The sequence below is a fragment of the Pseudonocardia cypriaca genome (genome assembly GCF_006717045.1).
In the GTDB taxonomy this organism is placed as follows: Bacteria; Actinomycetota; Actinomycetes; order Mycobacteriales; family Pseudonocardiaceae; genus Pseudonocardia; species Pseudonocardia cypriaca.
This window is the reverse complement of record NZ_VFPH01000001.1, coordinates 2,158,171-2,184,092: the sequence shown is the minus strand read 5'-3', so window position 1 is coordinate 2,184,092 and position 25,922 is coordinate 2,158,171. Positions and strand designations below refer to the sequence as shown.

23 protein-coding genes are annotated in these 25,922 nt (G+C 71.5%); 10 read left to right on the top strand and 13 right to left on the bottom strand.

What is annotated here, in order from left to right; translation table 11 throughout:
- Positions 1–4 precede the first annotated feature (4 nt).
- Positions 5–469, bottom strand: coding sequence for an MSMEG_3727 family PQQ-associated protein (locus FB388_RS10355; RefSeq protein ID WP_142099799.1), 465 nt, complete (start codon positions 467–469; stop codon positions 5–7).
- Between the two features lie 41 nt (positions 470–510).
- Positions 511–1,614, bottom strand: a complete 1,104-nt coding sequence (locus FB388_RS10350) for a glutathione-independent formaldehyde dehydrogenase (RefSeq protein WP_142102862.1) — start codon at positions 1,612–1,614, stop codon at positions 511–513.
- Positions 1,615–1,866: 252 nt separating this feature from the next.
- On the opposite strand from FB388_RS10350, the gene FB388_RS10345 reads away from it, so the two are divergent.
- Positions 1,867–3,249 carry a DNA-binding protein gene (locus FB388_RS10345; RefSeq protein WP_246121798.1) on the top strand — a complete coding sequence of 461 codons (1,383 nt, stop codon included), beginning with the start codon at positions 1,867–1,869 and terminating at the stop codon, positions 3,247–3,249.
- A gap of 5 nt (positions 3,250–3,254) precedes the next feature.
- Here FB388_RS10345 and FB388_RS10340 read toward each other — a convergent pair whose 3' ends face one another.
- Complete coding sequence (locus FB388_RS10340; RefSeq protein ID WP_142099797.1) at positions 3,255–4,175, bottom strand: universal stress protein; 921 nt, start codon at positions 4,173–4,175, stop codon at positions 3,255–3,257.
- Positions 4,172–5,602: an APC family permease gene (locus tag FB388_RS10335; RefSeq protein ID WP_142099795.1), complete on the bottom strand. Its 1,431-nt coding sequence runs from the start codon at positions 5,600–5,602 to the stop codon at positions 4,172–4,174. The genes FB388_RS10340 and FB388_RS10335 overlap by 4 nt, the downstream gene beginning before the upstream one ends.
- A gap of 173 nt (positions 5,603–5,775) precedes the next feature.
- Here FB388_RS10335 and FB388_RS10330 point away from each other — a divergent pair, with 173 nt between their 5' ends.
- Positions 5,776–7,071 (top strand): FAD-dependent oxidoreductase, encoded by a 1,296-nt coding sequence (locus FB388_RS10330; protein WP_142099793.1) that lies wholly within the window; start codon positions 5,776–5,778, stop codon positions 7,069–7,071.
- Here the strand turns inward: FB388_RS10330 and FB388_RS10325 are convergent.
- Complete coding sequence (locus FB388_RS10325; RefSeq protein ID WP_142099791.1) at positions 7,068–11,882, bottom strand: NAD-glutamate dehydrogenase; 4,815 nt, start codon at positions 11,880–11,882, stop codon at positions 7,068–7,070. The genes FB388_RS10330 and FB388_RS10325 overlap by 4 nt on opposite strands.
- A gap of 128 nt (positions 11,883–12,010) precedes the next feature.
- On the opposite strand from FB388_RS10325, the gene FB388_RS10320 reads away from it, so the two are divergent.
- A complete protein-coding gene (locus FB388_RS10320) occupies positions 12,011–12,205 on the top strand; it encodes a hypothetical protein (RefSeq protein ID WP_142099789.1) in 195 nt (64 codons plus the stop codon).
- On the opposite strand, the gene FB388_RS10315 is transcribed toward FB388_RS10320, so the two are convergent.
- Genes FB388_RS10315 through FB388_RS10305 form a run of 3 tightly spaced genes read right to left on the bottom strand, consistent with a single transcriptional unit; the run spans position 12,186 to position 14,068 of the window.
- Positions 12,186–12,767, bottom strand: a complete 582-nt coding sequence (locus FB388_RS10315; RefSeq protein WP_142099787.1) for a carboxymuconolactone decarboxylase family protein — start codon at positions 12,765–12,767, stop codon at positions 12,186–12,188. The two genes, FB388_RS10320 and FB388_RS10315, sit on opposite strands and share 20 nt — an antisense overlap.
- A complete protein-coding gene (locus tag FB388_RS10310; RefSeq protein ID WP_211361843.1) occupies positions 12,757–13,050 on the bottom strand; it encodes a hypothetical protein in 294 nt (97 codons plus the stop codon). Before FB388_RS10310 ends, FB388_RS10315 begins: the two co-directional genes overlap by 11 nt.
- Positions 13,022–14,068: a LysR family transcriptional regulator gene (locus tag FB388_RS10305; RefSeq protein WP_142099785.1), complete on the bottom strand. Its 1,047-nt coding sequence runs from the start codon at positions 14,066–14,068 to the stop codon at positions 13,022–13,024. The genes FB388_RS10310 and FB388_RS10305 overlap by 29 nt, the downstream gene beginning before the upstream one ends.
- A gap of 71 nt (positions 14,069–14,139) precedes the next feature.
- Between FB388_RS10305 and FB388_RS10300 the strand changes: the two genes are divergently transcribed.
- The 6 genes from FB388_RS10300 to FB388_RS10275 are packed head-to-tail and all read left to right on the top strand — an operon-like array spanning position 14,140 to position 20,135.
- Complete coding sequence (locus tag FB388_RS10300) at positions 14,140–15,093, top strand: hydroxyacid dehydrogenase (RefSeq protein ID WP_142099782.1); 954 nt, start codon at positions 14,140–14,142, stop codon at positions 15,091–15,093.
- Positions 15,093–16,220 (top strand): mandelate racemase/muconate lactonizing enzyme family protein, encoded by a 1,128-nt coding sequence (locus tag FB388_RS10295; protein WP_142099780.1) that lies wholly within the window; start codon positions 15,093–15,095, stop codon positions 16,218–16,220. The genes FB388_RS10300 and FB388_RS10295 overlap by 1 nt, the downstream gene beginning before the upstream one ends.
- A gap of 17 nt (positions 16,221–16,237) precedes the next feature.
- Complete coding sequence (locus FB388_RS10290) at positions 16,238–17,533, top strand: ABC transporter substrate-binding protein (protein ID WP_142099778.1); 1,296 nt, start codon at positions 16,238–16,240, stop codon at positions 17,531–17,533.
- Positions 17,534–17,544: 11 nt separating this feature from the next.
- Positions 17,545–18,480 carry a carbohydrate ABC transporter permease gene (locus FB388_RS10285; protein WP_142099776.1) on the top strand — a complete coding sequence of 312 codons (936 nt, stop codon included), beginning with the start codon at positions 17,545–17,547 and terminating at the stop codon, positions 18,478–18,480.
- Positions 18,470–19,294 (top strand): carbohydrate ABC transporter permease, encoded by an 825-nt coding sequence (locus FB388_RS10280; protein WP_142099774.1) that lies wholly within the window; start codon positions 18,470–18,472, stop codon positions 19,292–19,294. Before FB388_RS10285 ends, FB388_RS10280 begins: the two co-directional genes overlap by 11 nt.
- 4 nt (positions 19,295–19,298) lie before the next feature.
- On the top strand, positions 19,299–20,135 hold the full coding sequence (locus FB388_RS10275; protein WP_142099772.1) for a sugar phosphate isomerase/epimerase family protein: 837 nt from the start codon (positions 19,299–19,301) through the stop codon (positions 20,133–20,135).
- Here the strand turns inward: FB388_RS10275 and FB388_RS10270 are convergent.
- Both FB388_RS10270 and FB388_RS10265 read right to left on the bottom strand, forming a co-directional pair.
- On the bottom strand, positions 20,122–21,225 hold the full coding sequence (locus FB388_RS10270; RefSeq protein ID WP_170225551.1) for a zinc-dependent alcohol dehydrogenase: 1,104 nt from the start codon (positions 21,223–21,225) through the stop codon (positions 20,122–20,124). The genes FB388_RS10275 and FB388_RS10270 overlap by 14 nt on opposite strands.
- Positions 21,226–21,270: 45 nt before the next feature.
- Complete coding sequence (locus FB388_RS10265; RefSeq protein ID WP_142099768.1) at positions 21,271–22,332, bottom strand: ABC transporter substrate-binding protein; 1,062 nt, start codon at positions 22,330–22,332, stop codon at positions 21,271–21,273.
- Between the two features lie 344 nt (positions 22,333–22,676).
- Between FB388_RS10265 and FB388_RS10260 the strand changes: the two genes are divergently transcribed.
- Positions 22,677–24,035 carry an MFS transporter gene (locus tag FB388_RS10260; protein WP_142099766.1) on the top strand — a complete coding sequence of 453 codons (1,359 nt, stop codon included), beginning with the start codon at positions 22,677–22,679 and terminating at the stop codon, positions 24,033–24,035.
- Here FB388_RS10260 and FB388_RS10255 read toward each other — a convergent pair.
- The 3 genes from FB388_RS10255 to FB388_RS10245 form a co-directional block, all read right to left on the bottom strand.
- On the bottom strand, positions 24,019–24,357 hold the full coding sequence (locus FB388_RS10255) for an STAS domain-containing protein (protein WP_142099764.1): 339 nt from the start codon (positions 24,355–24,357) through the stop codon (positions 24,019–24,021). The two genes, FB388_RS10260 and FB388_RS10255, sit on opposite strands and share 17 nt — an antisense overlap.
- An 85-nt stretch (positions 24,358–24,442) precedes the next feature.
- A complete protein-coding gene (locus tag FB388_RS10250) occupies positions 24,443–25,207 on the bottom strand; it encodes an FkbM family methyltransferase (protein WP_142099762.1) in 765 nt (254 codons plus the stop codon).
- 25 nt (positions 25,208–25,232) lie between these two features.
- The gene (locus tag FB388_RS10245; protein WP_142099760.1) at positions 25,233–25,901 is read right to left on the bottom strand and encodes a class I SAM-dependent methyltransferase; all 669 of its coding nucleotides are present in this window, start codon (positions 25,899–25,901) and stop codon (positions 25,233–25,235) included.
- Positions 25,902–25,922 lie beyond the last annotated feature (21 nt).

The window sequence follows — 25,922 nt, the reverse complement described above, 5'->3', positions numbered from 1 at the left end:
CTTCCTATGGCCGTGGCTGTTCGGGCCGGTCGAGTCGAGCCTCCGGTGGAACTTCGCCGAGTACGACGATCGCGCCGGTGAGTCCCCGGCCCTCGTCGTTCCCGGTCGGCGAGCTGAACCAGTAGTAGCCCGGTCCGTCGAGGTTGAGCGTCGCCCGCCCCCGGGAATGGTTGACCAGCCAGATGAACTTCCGGTCGCCATTGCTCGGCAGCAGCGCGCAATGCGTGTTCAGGTCGTCGTTGATGAGCGTGAGCTCGAGATCCCCGCCGTGAGGAAGGACCAGGACCGAGGGGTCCCAGACCAGCTCGTCCGGGTTGATCCGGACCGTCGCCTCCATCCGGCCGTCGCTTCTTTCCGTGGCCTGCGCAATGTTTCCGGTCGCCAGCACGCGGCCCAATGCCGCCTTGTTCTGGCCATCCAGGCCGAGTTTGCCAAGCAGGGCTGTACGCTCCTGCGCGGTACTCGTCACCGGCTCCACCTCCTCATTCGGAACTCTTGTCGAAATTGCCGTCAAGCTGCTTCGGGTTTGAGAATGACCTTCGTGTAGCCCTCGGCCTGCCGCTCGACGCTCTCGTAGGCGGTGGGCGCCTCGCTGAGCGGCAGCTCGTGGGACACGACGAATCCGGGTCTCGCCCGGCCCTGCACGATCAGGTCGCGCAGCTGCCGGTTGTAGCGCTTGACGTTCGCCTGGCCGGTGCCGAGGCGCAGGCCTTTCTCGAACACCGCGTCGAGGGATAGCGGCAGCCGGCCCGGATCCGGCGGCACGCAGTACCCGGGCACCCCGAGCGAGCCGGCGGGCCGCACGACCTGCACGAGCTGGTTCAGCACCTGGTCCGGAGCCGCGCCTGCGACGTGGTGCCCCGACGCGTCGACCCCCCGGTCGGTGCCCTCCCCTCCGGTCAGGTCCTTGATCTGCTGGACCGGGTCGGCCTCGGCGGAGTCGATCGGGGTCGCGCCCATCTCCCGGGCCGTGGCGAGCCACGCGGGCACCCGGTCGACCGCGAAGACCTGAGCCGCCCCACGCAGCAGCGCGGAGTACGCGGCCATCAGGCCGAGGGATCCGGCACCGAAGACCGCGACCGTCTCCCCCGGGCGGACGCCCGCGAGCTCACATCCGTGGTAGCCGGTGGGAAAGACGTCGGCGAGGAGGACGTAGTCCGACTCGTGATCCATTCCAGGGGGCAGCGGCGTGCAGTTGAAGTCGGCGTAGGGCACGCGCAGGTACTCGCCCTGACCTCCCGGATAGGGCGCGATCGCGGAATTTCCGCACAGTCCGAGCGCCACGCCCTGCGGGTTCAACGTCCGGCAGAAGCCGGTCAGGCCTGCGACGCAGTTCCTGCAGAAGCCGCACGCGATGTTGAACGGCATCACGACGCGATCGCCCTGCTCCAGGCCGGTGACGCCGCTGCCGACGTCCTCGACGATCCCGAGGTTCTCGTGGCCGAACACGATGCCCGGCTCGGCCGCGGTGCGGCCCTCGTACACGTGCAGATCGGCGCCGGAGATCCCGGTGGAGGTGATCCGCACGATCACGTCGTTCGGGTGCTCGATCCGCGGGTCGGGGACCTCCTCGACCGCGACGTCGAAGGGCTTCCGGTACACCACCGCCCGCATGAGCCGGTACCCCCAGTCGTGGTCGTCCCCTGTCGCGCGTTCAGCCCCTAGGAGCGCCATCACCTGCTCGTTAGCCTTGGTCGCGCCTTGATGTGGCGGCAGGGCATTCGAGCGGCGTTCATTCGGGTGGTGTTCGTTCGCTGCGCGCTACGTGATCGCTGATCCTGGATCGCTCCGAGCCGCCACCCATAGGGGGATGGGATGAACGGCGCCGAGGGCCCAACGAACGGAGCACCACCCGCAACGAGCGGCGTGGCGCTCGCCGCCGACGACATGCGGACCACCAGTGCGGCCTGGGAGCGCTTCGCCGCCGGAGCGGAGTCGGTGGACGGGGTGCGGCCGGAGATCCTCATGTCCTGGTACCGGTGCCGGGAGGAGTACGAGGTCGACCCGCGCCTGGACCGCGCACCCCCGGCTGCCGAGGTGGGCGCGCACTCGATCGACCACGACGTCGTGTACGCCGAGCTCGGAGGCATGGCGGCGTCGGCGGCCCGCGAGGTGGACGGGCTGAACGGCGTGGTCACCGTGGCCGACGGCGACGGCCGGATTCTGGCGACCTGGGGCAGCAGGCGGATCCTGCACCAGGCCGCCGACAGCAACCTCGCCCCGTGGTCGACCTGGTCGGAGTGGGCGAGCGGCACCAACGGCATGGGCACGGCGCTGGAGAGCCACCGACCGGTGCTGGTGCGGGGCCCCGAGCACTGGTGTCAGGGTTTCCAGGGCTGGGTGTGCGCCGGGGTCGCGGTCCGCGACGTGGTCACCCACGAGCCGCTCGCCGTGCTCAACGTCTCCTGCTGGAAGTCATCGCCCGCGGACGCCGTGCTGCCCTGGCTGGGCACGGTGGCCGCGGCCACCGAGGCCAAGCTGCGCAAGCGGGCCCACCACAGCGGCACACTGCTCGCGGCCGCCCTCGCCGACCTCCGCGTCGCACCCGGCACCCCGCTCGCCGCCGTGGACCTGGCCGGGAACGTCGTGCTCGCCAACAGCGAGGCCGCCGTGCTGATGGGCACCCCGGCCGACCAGCCCGCGTACGCGCCCGCGCACCGGTTCACACCCCAGCTCTCCGCGCTGCCGGTCCTGGTGCGCCGGGCGGCGGAGCGGGCCGGGAAGGACCCGGACTGGACCGGGTCGACGCAGGTCCACGTGCCCTTCCTCGATCTCACCGTCCCGGTCGTGGTCCGGCCAGCCTTCACCGGCACCCACCTCATCGGCATGCTGCTCGCCTTCGGGTCGGCCGCCGGTTCCGGCTGCGACCAGCCGGCCGGGTACCTCGTACCCGCCGCCACGACCGGCCCGCTGCCGAGCCGGGTCGTCGGCCTCCGGGACGATCGGTGGGTCCTGCTCGACCCTCGGGAGATCCGCTACGCGGAGGCCGACCACAACACGGTGTGGCTGACCACCGACCAGGGACGCCTCATGGCCGCCACGAGAGGGCTCGACCGGCTCGAACAGCAACTGGAGGACAAGGGCTTCCTCCGCGTCCACCGCCGGTTCCTGGTGAACCTCGGTCGGGTGCGCGAGGTGGAGCAGGGCTTCAAGGGCGCGCTGTTCCTCGCCACCGACGCCCGCTCCCGCGAGACCGTGCCGGTCTCCCGCCGGCACGCGTCGCAGCTGCGTCAGGCGTTCGGGCTCTGAGCTGCTCACCCCTGTTCCGCGCGGTCGGCGAGCGCTCTGAGCGCACCGCGCGGCACCACGACCACCGGCACCGGCGAGTGCCGGACGATCCGCGACGACCGGGAGCCGATGAACACGTGCTCCAGCGGCCCCGCGGTGCTCGACCCGACGGCGAGGAGGTCGCCGTCGTCCCACCCGATGTCCTCGATCGCGGCCGCCCAGTCGCTGCCGTGGCCCACCGCCGCCTCGATCGCCGACGGCTGCCGCGGCAGCTTCTCGACCTGCTCCAGGACGGCGCGCTGGGACCGTTCGACGTCCGCGGTCCACTCGCGCACCACGGCGTCCTCGGCGCGCGAGCCGATCCCGGCGGTGAGCGGTGTGCGCGGGCGCACGGCGAACGACGCGACGCGCAGGGCGGCCTTCGCCCGCGCGGCCACGCCTGCGACGGCGACGACCAGCTCGTCGGCACCATCGGTGGCGCCGAACGCAGCCGTCACCCGCCGAACCGTGGCGTCGGGCCGGCAGCGGAACCCGCGCGGGCCGAGCACCACCGGGAGCGGCGAGCTGTGCAGCAACCGGTCCGCGACGCTGCCGAACGCGACGCGGCCGAGCACCCCCGCGGTGGACGAGCCGAGCACGAGCAGGCGGGCGCCGTGCTCCCGGGCGACCTCGAGGAGGCCCGCGGACGTCGACCGCGCTCTCGCGACCACGAAGGCGGCACTGCGGTCACCGGGCACCAGGCGCCGCGCCTCCTCGATCGTCTCCTGCGCGCTGCTGTCGAGGTACTCCTGGTACTCGGCGTCGACCCGCGCCATCCCCGGTGGCCACGGCGGCGGCACCACCGTGCAGAAGAGGAGGTCCTCGTCCAGCGAGCGGGCGAGCATCAGGCCGAGGTGCACGGCCGCCGCGGCCCGCTCGTCGCGGGGCAGCCCGACGAGGACCGTCATGACGCGTCCCGGTGGCCGGTGCGGAGCCGCGAGTTGCGGATCCCGTAGGTGAAGTACCAGACCAGCACGACCGCCACCCAGATCGCGAAGACCGCGATCGTGATCGGTCTCAGGCTGTTGATGATCCAGAGACAGCCCAGGACCGACAGGATCGGCGTGACCGGGTAGCCGGGCACGCGGAAGCCGCGGGGCAGGTCGGGTGCCGTGCGCCGCAGGATGATCACGCCGATGGAGACGACGAGGAACGCCACCAGGGTGCCGATGCTCGTCATCTCGGCGAGGAAGTTGATCGGCAGGAACCCCGCGAGCAGCGCGACGGCGAGCGCGACGACGATCGTGTTGTTCACCGGAGTCCTGGTGCGGGCGTTCACCTGCTGGAAGAACTTCGGCAGCATCCCGTCTCGGCCGATCGCGAACAGGATGCGGGTCTGGCCGTAGATCACCACGAGGGTGACGCTGAAGATCGAGACTATGGCGCCTGCCGCGAGGACGGTGCCCGGCCAGCTGGCGCCGACCACGTCCTCCAGGATGGCGGCGAGCCCGGCCTCCTGCCCCTCGAACCGGGCCTGCTGCTGCGCCCCGACGGCGACCAGGGCGACCGCCACGTAGACGGACGTGACGATGAGCAACGCGAGCATGATGGCGATGGGCATCGTCCGCCGCGGGTTCTTCACCTCCTCCCCCGCGGTCGACACCGCGTCGAGGCCGACGAAGGCGAAGAAGATGATCCCGGCGGCACCCGTGACACCCGCGACCCCGAACGGCGCGAAGTCGGCGAGGTTGTCGCTGTTCCAGCCCGTGATGCCGATGACGACGAACATCACCAGCACGGCGAGCTTGATCACAACCATGATCGCGTTGACCGTCGCCGACTCGCTCGCGCCTCGGATCAGCAGCAGCGCGCACAGCGCGATGAGCACGACCGCAGGCAGGTTGATCAGCCCGCCACCCTCCGGCGACTGCGACAGCGCGTCGGGGATCTGGATGCCGAACAGGTTGCCCAGCAGCTGGTTGAGGTACTGCGACCAGCCGACCGCCACCGCAGCACCCGACACCCCGTACTCGAGCAGCAGGCACGCCGCCACCCCCATGGCGACCACCTCCCCGAGCGTCGCGTACGCGTACGAGTACGACGACCCCGACACCGGGACCGCGCTCGCCAGCTCCGCGTAGCACAGCGCCGTGAGGCCCGCGACGACCCCGGCGATCACGAACGACCAGACCACCGCCGGCCCGGCCACCGGCACCGCCTCGCTCAGGATGAAGAAGATGCCCGTCCCGATCGTCGCACCGACCCCGATCATCGTGAGCGGGAACAGCCCGATCGTGCGGGCCAGCTGCCCACCACCGTGGCCGTCGACCCCGGTCTCCGCGGCCATCAGTTCGACCGGTTTGCGCCGGAAGGCTTGCTTCAACATCGGAGCCATGCCATCTCCTCGGTCGGGGCCCACCACGATCCAGGTCGGCCCGCCGGGAGGCGAGCCCCCGAACGGAGCACCCCCACCGCGCCGCCGCGAGCTGCGGCTATCCATCCGCCTGATGGCCAGCAGACGAACTGACTATTTCCTCGCGGTGAGCATCGACTCCTAGCGTGTGGGGCATGCCGCACGCGCTCACCGATCTCCCGGTCCGCACCGTGACGCGTCCGGAGGGGAGCGCGACGCACGAGGTCACCGCGGACGTGTGCGTCGTGGGTGCCGGCATCGCGGGCCTGTCCGCTGCGGTCGAGTCGGCGCGGCTGGGCCGGTCGGTCGTGCTGGTCGACGCGTTGCCCGTGCTCGGCGGGCAGATGGTCAACTCGCTCATCGGCCTGTTCTGCGGCGTCTTCGGCAACGCCCCGGAGCACCGCCAGCTCACCCACGGACTGTTCGACGACGTGTTCGCCGACCTCGGCGCCACCGGTGACCTGTTCTACAACCGCGGCCACACCACCACCGTCGGCTACGACGAGGTGCGGCTGGGCCGGTGGGTCGAGCAGACCGTCGCCACCCACGGGATCCGGGCGATCACCGGCGCCGTGATCGTGGGCGTCACCCGCTCGTCCGACCGGATCGACACCGTCCGGTTCGCCACCCGCTACGGCAGCGTCGAGGTCACCGCCACCGGCTTCGTCGACGCCAGCGGCGACGCGGCGCTGGCATGGGAGGCCGGCCTGCCGTGCCGGCTGCCGGAGCGGGAGATCTACGGCAGCCAGCAGCTCGTCGTCGAACGCCTCGACGAGAGCCGCCGCCCCGACCCCGGCGAGCTGGCCGCGCGGATCGGCGCGAAGGCGGAGGAGTTCGGCCTGCACCGCCACGACGGACTCGCGTTCTTCTTCCCCGGCCGCGGCACCGCGGTGCTGAACATGACCCACATCGAGGCCCCGCTCGACCCGATCGCGGCCGCCGACGCGCAGATCCGCGGCAAGGAGCAGGCCGACCGGGCGATCGCGCTGCTGCGGGCGGAGTTCCGCGAGGTCTTCGGCAACGCGCGGGTGCGCAGCTACGGCTTCCCCGGGCGCCGCCAGACCCGGTGGGTCGCCGCAGTACACCAGCTCACCGTCGACGAGGTCCGCGCCGGCACTCGGTTCCCCGACGCGGTGGCCCGCACGGCATGGCCGATCGAGCTGCACGACACCCCGCAGGGCTACGTGTGGGAGACGTTCGGCCCCGACCACGTCCACTACGTGCCGCTGCGCGCGATGACCCCGCCAGACGTGCACAACCTGCTCGTCGCGGGCCGCTGCATCGACGGCGACGCGGCAGCGCTGTCCAGCGTGCGGGTCATGGGGCCGTGCGCCGCCGAGGGGTTCGCCGCCGCGCACGTGCTCGACCTCGTCGGCAAGGACAGCGTGCACGACGTCGACCTCGGCGACCTGGCCGAGCGCGTCGCCCCGAACGTCGAGAGCTCGGGCTAGCCGCCGCTTCCCCGCAGCAACGTCCGGATCTCCCGGAGCGCGACCGAGACGGTCGCCAGGTCCGACCGGCCGGCCGCGGCGATCTCGTCGAGCAGGCGCAGGCAGCGCCTCGCCGCGGCGTCGGTCGTCGCGATCCAGTCCCGAACCTGCTCATGGCCGTCGCTGCCCGGCCAGCTGGTGCGCACCACCTCCGCGGTGATCGCCGAGTGGACGACGTGCAGGTCCTCCCGCAGCGCCGCCCTGGCGAGGGCCGGCCAGCGCTCGTCGCGCGGCAGTTCGAGGATCCGGGCCCGCAGCCAGCCGAGCCGCAGGTGCTCCTCGAGCGCGAAGTGGACCACCGCCACGTCCCGGACAGGACGCTCGGTCGAACAGGCCACGGACGTGACGTCGAGGGCCGCGACGAGCTCGGGCGACGTCCGGACCGCCCTCGCCAGGTCCTCGGGAACGCCCGCGTCGACGTGGCCGCGGACCGTCCGGTCCAGAACGCTGCGCCGGTCCTCGCCGATCAGCTCCGGGATCAGCGGCGTGAGCTCCCGCACCCCCGGCTCGAAGAGCTCGATGGCCTCGGCCACGTCGAGCGGCTGCTCACGGTTGCGCAGCAGCCACCGCGTGGCCCGCTCGGCCAGCCGGCGCAGCTCGAGGAAGAGCGAGATCTGGGTGCGGGTGGTGACGACGTCGTCGAGCGCCTCGAGCCGCGCCCAGAGCGCACTCAGCCCGAAGATGTCGCGGGCCGCCGTGTGGGCCCGCGCCACGTCGGGCGCCGCGAGGCCCGTCTCCTCGGTCAGACGCGACACGAACGTCATGCCCGCCCGGTCGACGACGCCGTTCGCGACGCGGGTCGCGATGATCTCCCGCCGCAGCGGGTGCTCCTGGATCTGCCGCGCGTAGCGGTCGCGCAGCGCGTCGGGGAAGTACCGCTCGAGCTCCCGGCCGAGGAACGGGTCCTCCGGCACGTCGGAGTCGACCAGCTCGTCGAAGAGCTCGATCTTGCTGTAGGCCAGGAGGAGAGCGAACTCCGGCAGCTGGAGCCCACCGCCGATCTCTGCCCGGCCCATGAGCTCCGCGGTGCTCGGCAACTGCTCCTGCGCCCGGTCGAGCCGCCCCGAGTGCTCCAGCGCGTCGAGGTAGCGGGCATGGACGTCCCGCATCGCGGGCGCCTGCGCCGAGTCGAGGTGGACCGCGCGGGTCAGGCGGTCGTTGTCGGCGAGCACGTGGGCCGCGACGTCGTCGGTCATCGCGGCGAGCAGCTCGTCGCGCTGCTTGCGCGTGAGGTCGCCGTCCCGCGCCACGCGGTCGAGCAGGATCTTGATGTTGACCTCGCGATCGGAGCAGTTCACCCCCGCCGAGCCGTCGACCACGTCGGCGTTGATCTGCCCGCCGCGCAGTGCGTACTCCGTGCGGGCCCGCTGGGTGAACCCCAGGTTCCCGCCCTCCCCGACCACCCGGCACCGCAGCCTGGCGGCGTCGACCCGAACGGCGTCGTTCTGCTTGTCGCCGACGTCCGCGTTCGGTTCGGTCGACGCCTTGACGTACGTGCCGACGCCGCCGTTCCACAGCAGGTCCACCGGGGCTTCGAGGATCGCTCGCACGAGCTCGTCCGCGGAGAGCGAGTCGGCGTCGACGCCGAGGGCCCGGCGCACCTCGTCCGACAGCGGCACCTCCCTCGACGCCCGGGAGAACACCCCGCCACCTGGGGAGATGAGCTCAGGGTCGTAGTCGGCCCATGACGAGTGGGCCATCGCGAACAGCCGCGCGCGCTCGTCGTGGCTGCGCTCCGGGTCGGGATCGGGGTCGACGAACACGTGGCGGTGGTCGAAGGCGGCCACCAGCCTGATGTGCCGCGACGACAGCATGCCGTTGCCGAACACGTCGCCGGACATGTCACCGATCCCGGCGACGGTGACGTCCTCGTTCTGCACGTCGATGCCGAGCGACCGGAAGTGCCGCCGCACCGAGACCCACGCGCCGCGCGCGGTGATGCCCATCGCCTTGCGGTCGTAGCCGGTGGACCCACCGGAGGCGAACGCGTCGCCGAGCCAGAAGCCGTACTCGTGGGAGACCGCGTTGGCGAGGTCGGAGAACTCCGCGGTGCCCTTGTCCGGGGCGACGACGAGGTACGGGTCGTCGCCGTCGTGCCGGACCACCCGGTGCGGCGCCACGACGCGGCCGTCGACCACGTTGTCGGTGACGTCGAGCAGCCCCCGGACGAAGGTGCGGTAGCAGGCCTGCAGCTCCTGGGGCGACCGCACGACGAACGCACCCTTCGCGCCCACGGGCACGGCGACCGCGTTCGTGACGGTCTGAGCCTTGACGAGACCGAGGATCTCAGTGCGGAAGTCCTCCGGCCGGTCCGACCAGACCAGGCCACCGCGGGCGATGGGGCCGCCGCGCAGGTACACGCCCTCGACCCGCGGTGAGTACACGAAGGTCTCGAACGCCGGCCTCGGCTCCGGCAGGTCGGGGATGCCGCGCGGGTCGAGCTTGAAGGCGAGCGAGGTGGCCCCGTCGGTGAAGGAGTTCGTCCGCAGCGTGGCGGTCACCAGGTTCAGGATGCTGCGCAGCACGCGGTCCTCGTTCAGCCGCGCGACCGTGTCGATGCGCCGCTCGATCTCGGCGGCGGCCCGCTTGGCGGCGAGACCGCGGTCATCGCGCACGTCGTGGTCGGGGTCGAACCGGATCGCGAACAGCTCGACGAGCAGCGCCGCGATGTCCGGGTTGTCCACGAGCGTCGTGGCCATGACGTCACGGCTGAACGTCGTCCCGACCTGCCGCATGTACCTGACGTAGGCGCGGAGGACGGTGGCGTCCCGCCCCCGCAGGCCGGCGCGGAGCACGAGGCGGTTGAACCGGTCGTTCTCGATCTCGCCGCGCCACACGGCGGCGAGCGTGTCCTGGAAGCGTTCCCGGACGTCGGCGACGTCGAACTCGCCCAGGTCCTCGTGCCGCAACCCGAGGTCGTAGATCCACACCGGCTGCGCGCCCGCCGGCCGGATCTCGTAGGGTCGTTCGTCGACCACCCGCGTGCCCATGTTCTCCAGCAGCGGCACGACGTCGGAGAGCATCAGCGGCTCGCCGTACCGGTAGAGCTTCAGGCGGGGCAACGGGTCGATGCTGTCGAGCACGAAGTACAGGTGCATCGCGAGGCCGTCCGGCGGCTCCCCCGCCAGCAGGGCCTCGACCCGGCGGATGTCGCTGACGGCGGTCCGCGCCGTGTGGTCGTCCTGGTAGCCGGAGGGCATCGCGTTCGCGTAGCGGCTGAACAGCAGCACCCCCTGTCCCTCGCCGAACTCCTCGACGAGCGCGTCGGCGAGGTCGTCGGTCCACGTGCGCAACGCCGAGGTGAGCCGGGCCTCGATCAGGGACGGGTCCAGGTCGGACACCGTGCCGGGCTCGACGTAGACGACGAAGTGCAGCCGGACCACGGAGGAGTCCGTCACGAGCGTCGACTCCTCGGCGTGCACGCCGTGGAACGCGGTCATCAGCGTGTCCCGGATGCCGACCCGGGCCGCCTCGTCGAGCCGTCCGAGCGGCAGGTCGACGAAGCAGGAGAAGAACCTCCCGAAGCCGTCCCGGCGCACGCGCAGCCGCAGCCGCTGCCGGTGCTGCAGCTCGATGATCGCCATCGCGTCGCCGTACAGCTCGTCCGCGGTGGACTGCAGGATCTCGTCCCTCGGGTAGCCGTCGAGGATGTCGACGAGCACCTGCGCCTCGTAGGTGTGCCGGGGATCGGCGGCCCGATCGAGCACCGCCCGCATCTTCTGCCGCACGATCGGGATGTCGGCGAGCGCGGCCTTGGCCACGCTCCTCGGGTAGAGCCCGAGGAAGCGGCGCTCGCCGACGGCCCGCCCGTTCTCGTCGAACCGCTTGACGCCGACGTAGTCGAGATGGGTCCCGCGCTGAACGGTGGCGCGGGAGTTGGCCTTCGTGATGTTGAGCAGGACCGGTTCCTGGATCTTCCGCTGCACGTCGGGCGGAAGAGCCGAGACCGGATGGGACGCGGTCCTGCGCCGGACGTCGCGCAGGACACCGAGCCCGGACCCGTCGACCGCCCGCAACACCTCCTCGTCGGGCCCGCGCACCAGCTCGTACTCGCGGTAGCCGAGGAACGTGAAGTGATCGTCGGCGAGCCAGCGCAGGAAGTCAGCGGCCTCCGCCCGATCCTGCGGTTCGACGACCACCGCCTCGGACGGGAGGGCCTGCGCGATCGAGACCGCCCGCTCTCGCATGGCGGCCTGGTCCTCGTCGGCCGCTCGCACGTCCTCGAGCACGCGGACCAGGTCCCGCCTGAGCTGTTCGAGCACGGCCGGGTCGGCCTGGCGGTCGATCTCGATGTGGTGGAACGACTCCCGCACGACATCCGCGTTCCCCGGCTCGTTCTCGCCGAGCACGCCCAGCAGCTCGCCGTCGGCGCCGCGCACCACCTCGAAGACCGGGTGCAGCGCGAGGTGCAGGCCGAACCCCTGCCTGTCGAGCTCCGTCTCGAGCGACTCCGGGATGAACGGCATGTCGTCGGTCACGACCTGCACGACGGTGTGCGGGCACGCGAAGCCCTCTCCGTCGAACGTCGGCGAGCAGACCGTGACGTTGAGCCTCCCCGCCCGGCGGCGGCGCGCCAGCCGCAGGTGGGCGAGCGCGATGCCGAACAGGTCGGGGACGGCGCGGGCGGCGAGGTCCTCGGCGGCGACCCGCTCGTAGTACCGGTCGACGAGCGCGAGGTACATGCGCGCGCCGTCCCCACCCATGCGCTTCGACGCATAACGCCGCACTCGTTCGATGACCTCGGACCGATCGTCGTGCGGGATGGCACGCATCTCTCGCTCCTCCCGGATCGCCTCACCATGAAGGCTCCACCTTCGAGGCCGCGTTGGGGAGTCGCTTTCCCTTGTGCATTCGCGCCACTCGGCTCATCCTCGGCCTGGTACGCACGAGGGAGCGGCCGATGGCAGGAACACCACCGGAGCCGTACGGCGACTACGAGTACGACCTGGTCCACGAGCCGGGCCTCGAGTTCGAGGTGCAGCACGAGCAGCACCACGACAGCAGCCCGCCACCGAAGCCCGATCCGGGTGGCGACTACGGCTACGACGAGGCGCACGACTGCAGGTCGACCGGGACTACCGGTAACCCCGCTTGAGCAGGTATCCGGCTCCTGCCTCGTAGCCCTCGGGACCGAGCAGCTCGAACCCGAACGCGTCGGCGAGCCGGTTGGTCGTGTTGAAGGCGGCGCAGACGGCCAGCGCGTCCTCGACCTGCTGGGGTGAGACCCCGGCGGCGAGCACCTCCCGCACGTCCTCCGCGTCGATGGTCCCGTCCCGGGTCAGCTTGCCGAGCATCCGCAGCGTGGCCCGCAGCGGCTCCGCGATGGGTGCCGACTCCAGGTCGGCCAGCACCGCCGCGACCCGTGGCCGGTCCTGGTACGCCTGAGCGGCGGTCGCGGTGTGCGCGCCGACGCAGAACGCGCACTCGTTCACGGCGGACACGTGAGCCGCCATCAGCTCCCGGTCGCCCACTGACCAGGCGGACGGTCCGCGCATCGCGAGGTGGGTGAACTCCTTGGCCCGGGCGCCGTAGAAGTCGGACCGGTAGAAGGTCAGCTTGGCGGCGTCGGGCACCGCGTGCCCGGAGAACAGCCGGATGACCGCGAACAGCAGCTTGGTTCCCGCGCCGTAGCCGCGGTCGAGGACGTCAAGACGCATGATCGGGCCTCCCCTCGGCGGTCGCTTCCGCCAGGGCGGCCAGTCCGGCTTCGTACAGCCGGGCGGACTTGCCGACGGCCGCGCAGATCACAAGCTCGAAGAGCTGGTCCTCGGTGCAGCCCGACGTCTTCGCCGCAGCCCAGTCCGCGTCGCCGACCTGCGCGGGCCGGTCGGCGACCTTGCCGATCAGCAGGTCCAACGGCGGTGGGAGGCCATCGTTGGCGAAGGCCCGCGCTCGTTGCTCGGCAGGTGCCTCACCCTCCCCGTCCAGCACGCGGTCCACCAGAGCCCGGTGCGCTGCTCGCTTCTCGTCCTCGTCCGGCACGGCCACTCCCGGCCTCCTCCGCCTCTGAGCCATCTGCCCTCGAGTACATGACGATCGGCAGGCCGCCGAATGTGACACCGGGCTCGCTCCGGACGGGCGATCCATTGCGTGCGAGCGAGTCCACCAACCGCTGCAACGCCGGGTTCGGGTTGTCCGGGCTCCAACACGCGTGCAGCGTCACGGAGTGCGCGTCGGCCGGCGCCAGCTCCAGGTACCGCACCCCGTGCACCCCCATCGCCCGGATCGACCTGGGCACGAGCGCGCACCCGGTGCCGGCCCGGACGAGAGCGAGCATCGTCGGCACCTGGGACACCAGCTGGCTCACCCGGTACCGGTTCATCCCGATCATGGCGGCGCAGATGTCGTGCAGGTACCGCGAGCCCTCGGGGCTGTAGCCGATGTACTCGTCGGTGACGTCCGCGAGCGCGACCGGCCCGTCGGCCGTCGCGAGCGGATGCCCGCCGGGCACGGCCAGCACCAGGTCCTCGGAGTGGACGAGCACGGACGCGAACTGCTCCGGGATCGGCGGGCGCACGAGCCCGAGGTCGAGCTCCATCGCGCCGAGCAGCTCGAACTGGCCGGGGCTCGCCAGCTCGGTCAGCGCGACGCCGACCGCCGGGAGCCGCTCGTGGACGAGCGCGAGGAAGTCGCCGAGGACGGCATAGGCGCCGATCGCGGTGAACGCGAGCCGCAGCGCGCCGGTCTCCCCCTCCGCGGCGCGGCGGGTGGCGTCGGGCGCCGCGTCGATCAGGGCGAGGGCGCGGCGGCAGTGGGCGAGGAAGACCTCACCCGCGGCGTTGAGCCGAACCCCACGACCCACCCGGTCGAAGAGCGCCACTCCCAGCGCCGCCTCCAGTGCCTGGACCTGGCGCGAGAGCGGCGGTTGCGTCAGGTTGAGCCGGGCCGCGGCCCGCCCGAAGTGCTGCTCCTCCGCGACGACGACGAACCCGCGGAGCTGGTGCAGCGACACATCCATACCGTGCACGGTATCGGTCCATACGGGATCGGGCTTGGACGTGCATCATGGGATGCGCTTACCGTCCGAGCGTGCCCCGACTCGCCGTCGCCATGACCCCCGCGCGCTTCGCCGACGTGTGTGATGCCGCCACCCGCGAGCTCCTCGAGGAGCGCTTCGACGTGACGTGGGCCGGCGAGCAGCTGGAGCTCGTCGCCGGTGCCGACGTGGTGCTCACGAGCTGGGGTACGCCCCACCTGGACGCCACGCTGTGCCCGCCGGTCGTCGCCCACGCCGCGGGCTCGGTGAAGCGGCTCGTCGACCCGGTGGTGTTCGACAGGGGCGTCGCGGTCTTCTCGGCGGCCGGCCGGATCGCCTGGTCCGTCGGCGAGTACTGCCTGGCCGCCATCCTGACGCTCGCCCGGCAGCTCCCCCGCTTCGACACGGCGATGCGCGCCGGCGAGTGGAAGCCCGGGTACCTGCGCGGCCACGAGATCCGCGGCCGGTCGGTCGGGCTGCTCGGCGCGAGCTCGACGGCAAGGGCGCTGATCACGCTGCTGAAGCCGTTCGGCTGCGACATCGTCGTCTACGACCCCTTCCTCGACGCGAACCGGGCGGCGGCGCTCGGCGTGCGCACCGCCTCCCTCGACGAGGCGCTCGCCTGCCCGATCGTCTCGGTGCACGTGCCGAACGTGCCCGAGACGGTCGGCATCGTGAGCCGGAAGCTGATCGAGGCGCTCCCCGACGGCGCGGTCTTCGTCAACTCCTCCCGCGGCCCGGCCGTCGTCCAGGAAGCGCTGCTCGAGCACGTGCTGGACGGACGGATCGCCGCCGCACTCGACGTCTACGACGTCGAACCGCCGACGCTCGCCCCCGGGCACCTCGCCGCACCGAACCTCCTGCTGACCCCGCACATCGCGGGCGACACCACCGAGGGCCACCTCGCGCTCACCGGATACGTGCTGGCGGACGTGCTCGCCTACCTCGAACGGGGCGAGCGCGGGCCGAGCTTCGTCGACCCGGCGTCGTGGGAGATCGCGGCCTGATGTCGCGCATCAGATCCGTCGAGGTCTTCCCCGTCGCCGTCCCGTTCGCGAAGGACTTCGTGCTCGGCAGCGGGGCCGTCGGCACCTCGGAGCGCGCCGGCCACGTCGTCTTCGTGAAGATCACCACCGAGGACGGGGTCGTCGGCTGGGGCGAGCAGCGCGCGCTGCCCAGCTGGAGCTACGAGACCGCCGAGACCATCGCCGTGGTGATCAAGCGGTACCTCGAACCGTTGCTGCTGGAGCTCACCCCGTTCGACGTGGAGTTGTTCCACCGCCGCGCCAACCGGGTGCTCAGCCCGTCGGTGTCCAACGGCTTCCCCTTCGCGCGGGCCGCCGTGGACCTCGCCCTGCACGACGCCGCCGGCCGGGCATCCGGCCTGCCGGTGCACGCGCTGCTGGGCGGGCGGGTCCGCGAGGAGATCCCGCTCTGCTCGGCGATCGGGGTGGACGGTCCGGCCGCCGTTCGCGAGCGGGTGCAGCAGTCCGCGGACTACGGCGCGTACAAGGTCAAGATCGCGGGCGACCCGGACGCCGACGCCGCCGCGGTCCTCGCCGTGGCCGAGGTGGCCGCCGGCAAGCCGCTGTGGCTGGACGCCAACCAGTCCTACCGGCCGAGCGCGCTGAGGCAGCTGCTCGGACGGATCGGCGACGTGCCCGGTCTGCACTGCGTCGAGCAGCCCGTGCCCAGCACCGACCTGCTCGGCCTGCGGCGCCTGCGCGGGATGATCGACCTCCCGGTGGCGGTCGACGAGGGCAGCTTCACCGCAGCCGATCTCGCGCGGATCGTGCACCTGGAGGCCGCCGACCTGGTCGTCGTCAAGATCGCCAAGTCGGGTGGCATCCGCAACGCGCGGGGGACGGCCCAGGTGGCGCTCGCCAACGGCCTGGAACTGCTGGCCAGCGGCCTGACCGACTGCGGGATCGGGTTCGCCGCCGCGCTGCACCTGTTCAGCCAGCTCGACCTCGCGCTCCCCGCTGAGCTCAACGGCCCCGAGCTGCTCGCGGACCTCTACGTCGACGGGCTGCGGATCACCAAGGCCGTGGCAACCGTGCCGGATGCGCCCGGCCTCGGCGTCGAGGTCGACGAGGAACGCATCCGTGCCGAAGCACAGGACCTGTTCACCTGAGATCTCGGGAGCCGACGATGCCTCACCGAATGAGCCGCCGCACCGCGTTGAGGCTGGCCGGGCTCGCCGGCCTGCTCGCCGGCTGCTCCTCCCGCCCGCAGGGGGTCGCCACCTGGTCGATGTGGTCGAGCAGCCCGGCCGAGGCCGAGGTCTGGGCGGCCTTCAGCGACCACGTCGAGCAGCGGATGGGCGTCGAGTCGATCCCCAACCTGACCTCGTCGAGCGGTTACCCCACCAAGCTCGACCTGCAGCTCGTGAGCGGAACGGCGAGCATCGTCACCGCCATCAACGGGCAGCTGCTGCCCACCTACGCCGCACGCGGCGCGCTCCGCCCGCTCGACGACCTCATCGCCGCCGATCCCGACTTCGACGTCGACGACTTCTACCCGACGATCCGCGCCATCTCCTCGTTCGCGGGCCGGCCGTACATGATCGGCTTCGACGTGGCGCCGAACGTCCTCTACGTCAACAAGACGCTGCTCGCCGAGCGCGGCGTCGACCCGCCGTCGACCACCGAACCGATGACGTGGGCGCAGTTCCGGGAGCTCGCGATCGAGCTGTCCGCGCCGCCCGACCGGTTCGGCTTCACCTGCGCCCCGGCCATCGACGACCTCGTCTCCTGGATCTACTGCGCGGGCGGCAACGTCATGAACGCCGACGCCACGGCCAGCGCGCTGGCGGCGCCGGAGGCGATGGAGGCCCTCGACTTCGTGATCGGCCTGTTCGTCCGCGACGAGGTCACGCCGCCGATCGCCAACCTCGTCACCGAGAACGCGCTGTCCAACTTCCTGGAGGGGAACGTCGCGTTCATGCAGAACGGCCCCTGGCAGGTCGTGAACGCGCGGAAGGCGAAGTTCGAGTGGGACGTCGTCCCCTTCCCGGCCGGGCCGGCCGGCAGCACACCGCGTGTATCGGGCTCCGGTTTCGCCATTCCGGCAGCCGTCGAGGGCGCCGAGCTCGAGCTCGCCTGGAACCTGGTCAAGACGCTCACCGGCACCGACGCGCTCAACATCTACGCCAAGGCCGGCCGCAACAACCCGGCCCGCTACTCGGCCGGGTCGGCGTTCCGGCCACCGCCTGCGAACGTCGGCATCGTCCAGCGGATCCTCGCAGGCGAGATCGCGGGCGGGCACCCGTTCGACGTCACCACGAACTGGAACCAGGTCAAGCAGATGCTCAACCAGGACCTGCCCCGCAGCTTCCTCGGGCAGATCACCCCTGCCGAGGCGGTCGCAGGCCTGACCCCGCGGCTGGACGTCCTCATGACCCAGCACCAGGACAACGTGCGCCTCGCCGCCCAGCGGCGGGGCTGAAGGAGGGCGACGTGGCCGTCCGGACCGTCCCGAGAGCGGCAGCGCCGCCCAGCCCGCCCCCGCCGAGGCGGCGACGGCGCGACGGGCAGGCGCGCGCGGCGTGGCTCTTCCTGCTGCCGAGCTTCGCGGGGTTCCTGGTCTTCACCGCGGGCCCGGTGGTGGCCGCCGGGGTGATCTCACTGCTGGACTGGAACCTCTTCAGCCCGCCGACGTTCGCCGGGCTGGACAACTTCTGGCGCCTCGGCGCCGACCCGACGTTCTGGTCGGCCCTGGTCAACACCGCCTGGTTCACGCTCGCCTGCGTGCCGCTGACCATCGCGGTCAGCCTGGCGCTCGCCCTGCTGCTCAACCGGGGCCTGCGGCGGATGGCGGTGTTCCGCTCCCTCCTGCTGCTGCCCTACGCCACGATCACCGTGGCCGTGGCGTTCGTCTGGATCTGGCTCTACATCCCCACCGGCGGGCTGGTGAACGCGGCGCTCGGGCTGGTCGGCATCGACGGGCCGGCGTGGCTCATCTCCGACACGTGGGCGATGCCCGCGCTGATCCTGATGAGCGTCTGGAAGGGCTTCGGCTTCGGGATGGTGGTGTTCCTCGCCGGCCTGCAGGCCATTCCGCAGCAGCTCTACGAGGCCGCGCGCGTGGACGGCGCCAGCCCGTGGCAGAGCTTCCGCAAGATCACGATCCCGATGCTGTCGCCGTCGTTCTTCTTCGTGGTCGTCACGTCGATCATCGGATCGTTCCAGGTGTTCGACCAGGCCCTGATCATGACGAACGGCGGTCCGGGAACCGGCACCACCACGCTCGTCATGTACATCTACCGGACCGGCTTCGAGAACTACGACCAGGGATACGCCGCCGCGCAGTCGCTGGTGCTCTTCGCGTTCATCGCCGTGATCACGGGGATCCAGTTCCTCCTCCAGCGAAGGCTGGTCCACTATGACAACTGAGCTCACCCGCAAGCTCGTCGTCTTCGCCTGCTTCCTCGTCACCGCCGTCACGCTGATCCCGGTCGTGATGATGGTGCTGGTGGCATTCCAGTCCGACGCCGAGTCGATGGCCGCCACACCGTCGTTCTGGCCGACCAGCTGGCACCCGGAGAACCTGGAGCGCGCGTTCGACCTCGTGCCGCTCGGGCAGTACCTGCTCAACACCGTGATCTTCGCGGGCGGCACCACCCTGCTGGAGACGGCCACGGCGGCGCTCGCGGCGTACGCGTTCGCGCGGCTGGAGTTCCGCGGGCGGGGCGTGCTGTTCGGCATCTACCTCGCCACGCTCATGATCCCGACGCAGGTGACGCTGATCCCCCAGTTCGCGCTGGTGGCGAAGCTGCAGGGGATCGACACCTGGGCCGGTATGATCATCCCGCACGCCTTCACCGCGCTCGGCGTGTTCCTGTTGAGGCAGTTCTTCCTCGGCATCCCCCGCGACTACGAGGAGGCGGCCCGCATCGACGGCGCCAACCGCTGGCAGGCGTTCACGCGGATCATCCTGCCGTTGGCCGTGCCCGCGATCGCCACGCTCGCGGTGTTCAAGTTCATCGGCCAGTGGAACAACCTGCTCTGGCCGCTCGTCATCTCCAACACCGACGCCACCCGCACCATCCCCGTCGGCCTCCAGGCCTTCCAGGACACCCACGGCACCCAGTGGAACCTGCTGCTGATGGCCGCGACCGTCACCACCGTCCCGCTGATCGTCATCTTCTTCCTGACACAGCGCTGGTTCGTCCGGGGCATCACCATGAGCGGGTTCGGAGGCCGCTGATCCCATGACCCACATCTGGTCCGTCTTCACGAAGGCCTGGTCCGCGCTGCCCGCCGAGGAGCTCGGCCCGCTGGTGGCCGGGCTCGGCTTCACCGGCGCCGAAGTGCCGGTGCGCGAGAACACGCGCGTCACACCCGCCGACGCCGAGGAGCGGCTGCCCGGCTTCGTCGAGCGGATGCGCGCCGAGGGCGTCGACGTCATCAGCGTCGCGGCCGACCTCGCCGAACCGACGTTCGCCGCCTGCGCGAGCGCGGGCGTTCCGCTGATCCGGATCATGGCCGGGCTCGGCCCCGACGGTTACGCGGCCTCGGTGGCACGGGTCCGCGAACAGCTGGAGGAGGCAGCTCCCCTCACCGAGCGGTACGGCGTGCAGGTCGGCGTGCAGCCCCACCACGGGCGCTTCGTCTCCTCGGCGCTGGGGGTCGCGCAACTGCTCGACGGGCTACCCGTCGACCGGTTCCGGGTGGTCTGGGACGCCGGGCACGACGCCCTCGCCGGCGACGACCCGCGCGTCACGCTGGAACTCGTGGCCGACCGGCTCGCGATCGTCAACCTCAAGAACGGCGTGTACACGCGGTCCGACGGAGGTTGGAGGCACTGGTGGGTGCCCGGCCCGGAGGGCATGGCCGACTGGGCCGCGGCGTTCGCGGAGCTGGCCCGGCTGGGCTGGACGGGCCCGGTCTGCCTGTCGGGCGAGTACTCCGACAAGGGAGTGCCCGTGGAGGACCGGCTACGGGCCGACCTCCGCGCGGCGCAGGAAGCCGCCGGGCCACTGCACGGCGGGAGGCTCGTGGCCACCGGGCCACCAGCCCCCCGCCGTTCAACGCTCAGGGAACGATGACGACCTTCATCGGGTCGCCGTCGCGCTCGCGCACCACCCGGAACGCCTCGGCGATGTCCTCGAGCGGGAACCGGTGGGTGACGAGTTCCTCGCCACGCAGACCGCCGCCCGCGGCCATCGCCATCGCGCGCTTGACGTTGTTGCCGCCCTCGCCGCGCGAGGTGTACATCGAGATGTCGCTGCGCACGGCCGCGGACAGGTCGAGCGTGACCGGGCCCGGGTAGAAGGCGACGAACACGATCTTCCCGGCGCGCTTCGTCATGGCGATGCACTGGTCGGGCACGTCGGCGCCCCCGGAGGTCTCGATCACCCAGTCGGCGCCGTCGCCGCCGGTCAGCTCCCGCACCCGGGCGACCGGGTCGGTCTCCCGGGCGTTGATGACCTCGGTGGCGCCCAGCCGGGCACCGAGCTCGAGGCGCGACGCCCGGGTGCCGACCAGCGTGACGCTGCGGGCGGCGAGCTGCCGGCACAGCTGCACGGTCATCAGCCCGATCGGGCCCGGCCCGACGACCACCACGTCCTGGCCGGCCATGTACCCGCCCGCGACGTCGATGCCGTAGAGACCGGTGCCCGCGGTCGTCACGAGGACGGCGTCGGCGAACGAGATGTTGTCCGGCATCTTGTAGAGCGCCTTGACGTCGTGCACGGCGTACTGGGCGAACCCGCCGTCGACGGTGATGCCGCTGGCCCGCTGCCCCTTGCCCGGCTTGGCGTAGTTCAGGCAGGCCGTGTACTTGCCGATGATGCAGTTGTCGCAGCGCCCGCATCCCGCGTGCACCTCGATCGCGACGCGGTCACCGACCGCGAACTCGTCGACCGACTCCCCGAGGGCCACCACCGTGCCCGCCCACTCGTGACCGGGCGTGAACTCGCCGAACGGCGGGGTCTGCGGGAAGTGGCCGTCGAAGATCTTCAGGTCGGTGCCGCAGGTGCCGCACATGGCGACCTCGACGAGCACCTGGTGCGGGCCGGGCTGGGGCACCGGACGGTCGACCACCCGGATGTCGCCGGGCCCGAACAACACGGCGGCGCGCATGGAGTCCGGGATCGGGCGAGTGGTGGCGGAAGCCGTCTGCACGTCGGCGGTCATGTCACTCCTCATGTTGCTCTGGCGGGATGCGGGGGCAGGTGCGGATCAGCGCCAGCGCGCGTCCCCGCTCTGCACACCGAGCGAGTCGACGGCGTCGATGACGGGGCCCGCGTCGACGAGCTGGTCGTAGACGGGCGGCTCCTTCTCGAGGATGCCGAGCTCACGCATGCGGTTCATCGTCTTCTTGATACGGGCCTTGTCGAGCCCGGTGTTGACCGGGAAGGCGCCCTGCTGGCCGAGCAGGGAGTCGTAGGCCTGCGCGATGACCTGCTCGTCGAACTCGGTGGCCTTCGCGACGATCTTGACGGTCTCGTCCTTGTTCTCGTACATGAAGCGGTGGGCGCGGGTCAGCGCCGTCATGAACTTGACCGCAGTATCGCGGTTGGCCTGCAGCCACGCGCGGGACACGAAGAACGTGCCGTAGTGGTAGTCCGGCACGACGTTCGACAGCTCGGCGATCGAGTGGAAGCCGGGGTGGTCGCGCTGCACGGCGATGGCCTGCTCGGTCTGCAGGATCGCGTTCTGGATCCGCCCGTCGACGAGGGCCGAGTTGTAGGACTGCGCGTCGACCGGGATGTACGACACGTCGTTCTGGGTGAGCCCCGCCGACTGCAGCACCAGCCGGGTCATCACCTCGCGGAACGCGCCGACCTCCTGCACGCCGACCTGACGGCCACGCAGGTCCGCCGGGGTGAGCACGTCGGCGGGGGCGACCGACGAGACCGTCAGCTTGTCGGTGTAGGCGCCGATGATCACGACGTCACCACCACCCGCCGCCGCGTTGACGACCGGCTCGATGCTCGACGCGCCGATCTCCAGCGCGCCGGCGACCACACCCTGCACCACCGAGACACCGGACTTCAGGTTCTGCGTCTCGACGGTCAGTCCCGCCTCGGAGAGGAAGCCCTTCTCGATCGCCACCGCGAGGTCGGCGTTGGCGAAGCTGGTCACCCCGGTCGGCAGGCCCACCCGGATCGTCGCCTGCCCCTCGGGCGGGGTCTCGCTGCTCTGGGTCGGGGCGTCGCCGAACGCCCCGCACCCGGCGAGCGTGCCCGCCACGGCGAGGGCCGCGAGCGCGGTACGAAGACGTCTTACGGGTCGTCGCATGGATCAGTCCTTTGCTGCCCGCCGCACGACGCCGCGCTCGGCCCTGCGAGGAGCGCCGACGGCGTTCAGCAGGATCGGGACGAAGGTGCGGTCGGGGCGGAAGCTGGTGGCGTTGGTGACGATCGGTTCGAGGCGTGCGAATGCCGTGAAGAACTACGCGTGCGGACGGTCAGTCGCATGCCGGTCACAACATACGACAGAGCCGACCGCATGATCAGGTCGATCCGGACACGGCAGCGTCACGGCATCGCATCTCGCGCGCCGACACGTTTGGGCGTATCGTCCTGTCCAATCGCGGAAGTACGATTCCGCTTGGCGGAATGTGAGCTCATCGGGGAGCTGGCATGACCACTGAACCCACCGGCACGGCGGAGGAAACCGGCAGTTCGACCAAACCGCGTGAGCTGCGGCGGGTCGTCTTCGGCGCGCTCGTCGGCACCGCGCTGGAGTGGTACGACTTTTTCATCTACGGCACAGCCGCAGCGCTCGTGTTCAACGTGTTGTTCTTCCCGCAGAGCGACCCGGCAGTGGGCACGATCACAGCGTTCGCGACCTTCGGCGTCGGGTTCGTGTTCCGGCCGCTCGGCGGGATCCTCTTCGGACACATCGGCGACCGCATCGGGCGGCGGGCGACGCTGATCCTGACCACGCTCGTCATGGGCCTGTCCACCGGCGTGATCGGGCTGCTGCCGACCTACGAGACGATCGGCGTCTGGGCGCCGGTGCTGCTCGTGCTGCTGCGCGTGCTGCAGGGCCTGGGCGCCGGAGCCGAGTTCGGCGGCGCGTCCACCCTGCTCGCCGAGCACGCCCCGCCGTCCCGGCGCGGCTACTACTGCTCGTACGCCCAGACCGGCGTGCAGGTCGGGCTGGTGCTCGCCACCGTGTCGTTCCTGCTGGTCGGCCTGCTGTCCGAGGAGGAGCTGCGCGCCTGGGGCTGGCGGGTGCCGTTCCTCGTGAGCTTCCTGCTGATCGGCGTGTCGCTGTACGTGCGGCTGCGGGTCGAGGAGTCGCCGGTGTTCCGGCGGATGCTCGCCGAGCAGCAGGTGATCAAGCTGCCCGTCCTGGAGACGCTGCGCAGCTACCCGCGCAACCTCCTGATCGGCGTGGGCGCACACATCGCCGACACCGCCTGCGCCTACCTGTACGCCACGTTCACCGTCTCCTACGCCACGACCACCCTCGGCATCTCCCGCCCGACGGTGCTGACGGGCGTGATCGTGTTCGGCCTCGTCGTGATCGTGCTGCAGCCGGTGTACGGGGCACTGTCCGACCGGATAGGGCGCAAGCCGCTCAACCTGTTCTCCATGGTGTTCACCGCGATCTTCATCTTCCCGTTCTTCCTGCTGCTGGAGACGCGGCAGCCGGTGCTGGTGGTGCTGGCACTCGTGGTGGCCACGGCGTTCGGGTGGGCCCCGGTGATCGCGGTGCAGCCGGCGTTCTACGCGGAGCTCTTCGGCGCGCGCGTGCGCTACAGCGGGTTCGCCACCTCGCGGGAGGTCGGCGCCGCCCTTGCCGGGTTCACACCGCTCATCGCGGCGGCGATGGTCGCCGCGGCCGGCGGCGCCCCGTGGGTCGTCGCCGCCTACATCGCCGGCCTCTGCGTGATCTCACTGGTCGCGTTCCTCGCCGCCCCGGAGAGCAAGGACATGGACATCACCGAGGCCGGCCCCAGTCGGCTCGGCCGGCTCAGTCGGCCGGGCTGACGTGCACGTCCAGGTGCTCGTGGATCGCGGCCGCCTGGAACGCCCTCGCCACCGGTGAGCCGGGACGGTCGATCACGATCTTCATCGCGACCCCCCGCTGGGTGGCGCGCTCGTGGGCGTCGACCAGCACGGCGAGCCCGGACGAACCGAGGAAGGTGACGCCCGTCAGGTCGAGCACCAGCCCGGCCGGTGCCCTCCCGCCGGGGCCGTCGATGATCTCGTCGAGCGCCGCGCGCAGCCGCGGCCCCGAAGCGATGTCGACCTCCCCGCTGACGGTCAGCACGCTGACCGGACCTGTCTGGACCGGCGTGATCGTCACCATCCTCCGGCTGCTCCGCTCGATGTCGTGGCACTACCTGGCGAGCGAAGAACCATACCCCGAATGGGGGACGGGTGCCGGGTCGCGATCAGCCGATCCTCGGCTGCTCGTTTCCGGCAGTGAGCCGCGCGTAGACGTCCCCGGAGCGCCCGAGGGGACGAACGCCCTCGAGCAGCCGGACGAGCTCCGCCGCGTCGAGCCAGCCGTCCGAGGCGAACCGCATGGTCTCGACCGGCGAGTAGTTGTACCGGTACGCGCCGAGCTCCTGGACCCGTTCCAGCACGGCGAGGGCCCGCTCGTGCGTGGGCGGCAGGTACTCGAACGACAGCGCGGGCAGCGGCCGGGAGAGCCCGGCCAGCACGTCCGCCTCGAAGCCCTCGACGTCGATCTTGCAGAAGGCCGGCACGCCGTGCTCGGCGATCAGCTCGTCGAGGGTGGTCACCTCCACCTCGACGGAGCGGTCCCACCGCACCCGGGCGAAGCTCCGGTCGGCGGCCACCGACTCCCGCCAGTCCTGGGACATCGACGACACGGTCGGCGTCGCCGTCGACACCCCGAGCCGTGCCCGCCCCACCTGGGCACCGATCGCCCGCGGCTCGATCGTCACATCGCGGTCGCGCCCGAAGAGCAGGCGCAGCACGCGCAGGCAGTCCGGCTGGGGCTCGACGGCGACCACGCGCGCACCCAGCCGCCGCCACGTGCGCACCCGCCCGCCGACGTGGGCGCCGATGTCGAACGCGAGATCGCCCGGGCCGAGGAACTCGCCGTACAGGCGCACCGCCCGGCGGTGCTTGGCTGGCTGGCCGTGGTAGATGACCAGCGAGCGCGCGATACCCCATGCACGGGCGAACATCGGGAGACCGTACCGCGGCGCGCGATCAGCGCCTCCGGAACTCCGCGAACCAGCGGGCGAACGCCGGATCGTCCTGGTCAGGGATGCGGTTGATCGCCACGGCGCCGAGATCGCCCGTCGCGAAGGCCTCGATCTCGTCGCGGGTGAGCGGCCACGGCGGCCCGTCGGGTTCCGGGTCCGCGTCGCCGCGGGCAGCCGCCACCACGACCAGCGTGCCACCGGGCGCGACGAGACGGGCGACCTCGCCGATCGCCCGGCGCCGTGGCGGCTCGGGCAGCGCCTGGACCGTGTAGACCTCGACGACCAGGTCGTGGACCCCGAGCCAGTCCGGGGGCAGCGCGAGCAGGTCCGCCACGACGTAGCGCACCGTGCTGCCGGGATGCCTGTCGCGGGCCAGGTCGACGGCGGTCCCCGAGACGTCGAAAGCGACGGTGTCGTACCCGAGCGTGGCCACGTGCTCGGCGTCGGCGCCGAGCCCGCAGCCCACCACCACGGCGCGCAGGCCCGTTCCATCCGGTGCCCGTTCCCGCGTCCAGGCCGCCAGCAGGGGATGCGGCTGCACCCGGTTCCACGGCACGGCCACCGAACCGGCGCGACCCGCGGAGTACAGCTCCTCGAACCAGCCGGTGGGATCACCTGCCCGTAGCGACCGCGCGGCCAGGCGGTCGGCATGCCGCTCCCAGTTCTCGTCCACGGCGCTATCGTTGCGGCTGAA

Excerpts from the sequence above, each read along its gene's own strand:
- FB388_RS10260 (WP_142099766.1), top strand. The coding sequence starts at position 22,677 with ATGACCACTGAACCCACCGGCACGGCGGAGGAAACCGGCAGTTCGACC.
- FB388_RS10335 (WP_142099795.1), bottom strand. The coding sequence starts at position 5,602 with ATGGCTCCGATGTTGAAGCAAGCCTTCCGGCGCAAACCGGTCGAACTG.
- FB388_RS10290 (WP_142099778.1), top strand. The coding sequence starts at position 16,238 with ATGCCTCACCGAATGAGCCGCCGCACCGCGTTGAGGCTGGCCGGGCTC.
- FB388_RS10315 (WP_142099787.1), bottom strand. The coding sequence starts at position 12,767 with ATGCGTCTTGACGTCCTCGACCGCGGCTACGGCGCGGGAACCAAGCTG.
- FB388_RS10330 (WP_142099793.1), top strand. The coding sequence starts at position 5,776 with ATGCCGCACGCGCTCACCGATCTCCCGGTCCGCACCGTGACGCGTCCG.
- FB388_RS10255 (WP_142099764.1), bottom strand. The coding sequence starts at position 24,357 with ATGGTGACGATCACGCCGGTCCAGACAGGTCCGGTCAGCGTGCTGACC.
- FB388_RS10305 (WP_142099785.1), bottom strand. The coding sequence starts at position 14,068 with ATGGATGTGTCGCTGCACCAGCTCCGCGGGTTCGTCGTCGTCGCGGAG.
- FB388_RS10325 (WP_142099791.1), bottom strand. The coding sequence starts at position 11,882 with ATGCGTGCCATCCCGCACGACGATCGGTCCGAGGTCATCGAACGAGTG.
- FB388_RS10320 (WP_142099789.1), top strand. The coding sequence starts at position 12,011 with ATGGCAGGAACACCACCGGAGCCGTACGGCGACTACGAGTACGACCTG.
- FB388_RS10340 (WP_142099797.1), bottom strand. The coding sequence starts at position 4,175 with ATGACGGTCCTCGTCGGGCTGCCCCGCGACGAGCGGGCCGCGGCGGCC.
- FB388_RS10275 (WP_142099772.1), top strand. The coding sequence starts at position 19,299 with ATGACCCACATCTGGTCCGTCTTCACGAAGGCCTGGTCCGCGCTGCCC.
- FB388_RS10250 (WP_142099762.1), bottom strand. The coding sequence starts at position 25,207 with ATGTTCGCCCGTGCATGGGGTATCGCGCGCTCGCTGGTCATCTACCAC.
- FB388_RS10280 (WP_142099774.1), top strand. The coding sequence starts at position 18,470 with ATGACAACTGAGCTCACCCGCAAGCTCGTCGTCTTCGCCTGCTTCCTC.
- FB388_RS10270 (WP_170225551.1), bottom strand. The coding sequence starts at position 21,225 with ATGACCGCCGACGTGCAGACGGCTTCCGCCACCACTCGCCCGATCCCG.
- FB388_RS10265 (WP_142099768.1), bottom strand. The coding sequence starts at position 22,332 with ATGCGACGACCCGTAAGACGTCTTCGTACCGCGCTCGCGGCCCTCGCC.
- FB388_RS10350 (WP_142102862.1), bottom strand. The coding sequence starts at position 1,614 with ATGCGGGCGGTGGTGTACCGGAAGCCCTTCGACGTCGCGGTCGAGGAG.
- FB388_RS10295 (WP_142099780.1), top strand. The coding sequence starts at position 15,093 with ATGTCGCGCATCAGATCCGTCGAGGTCTTCCCCGTCGCCGTCCCGTTC.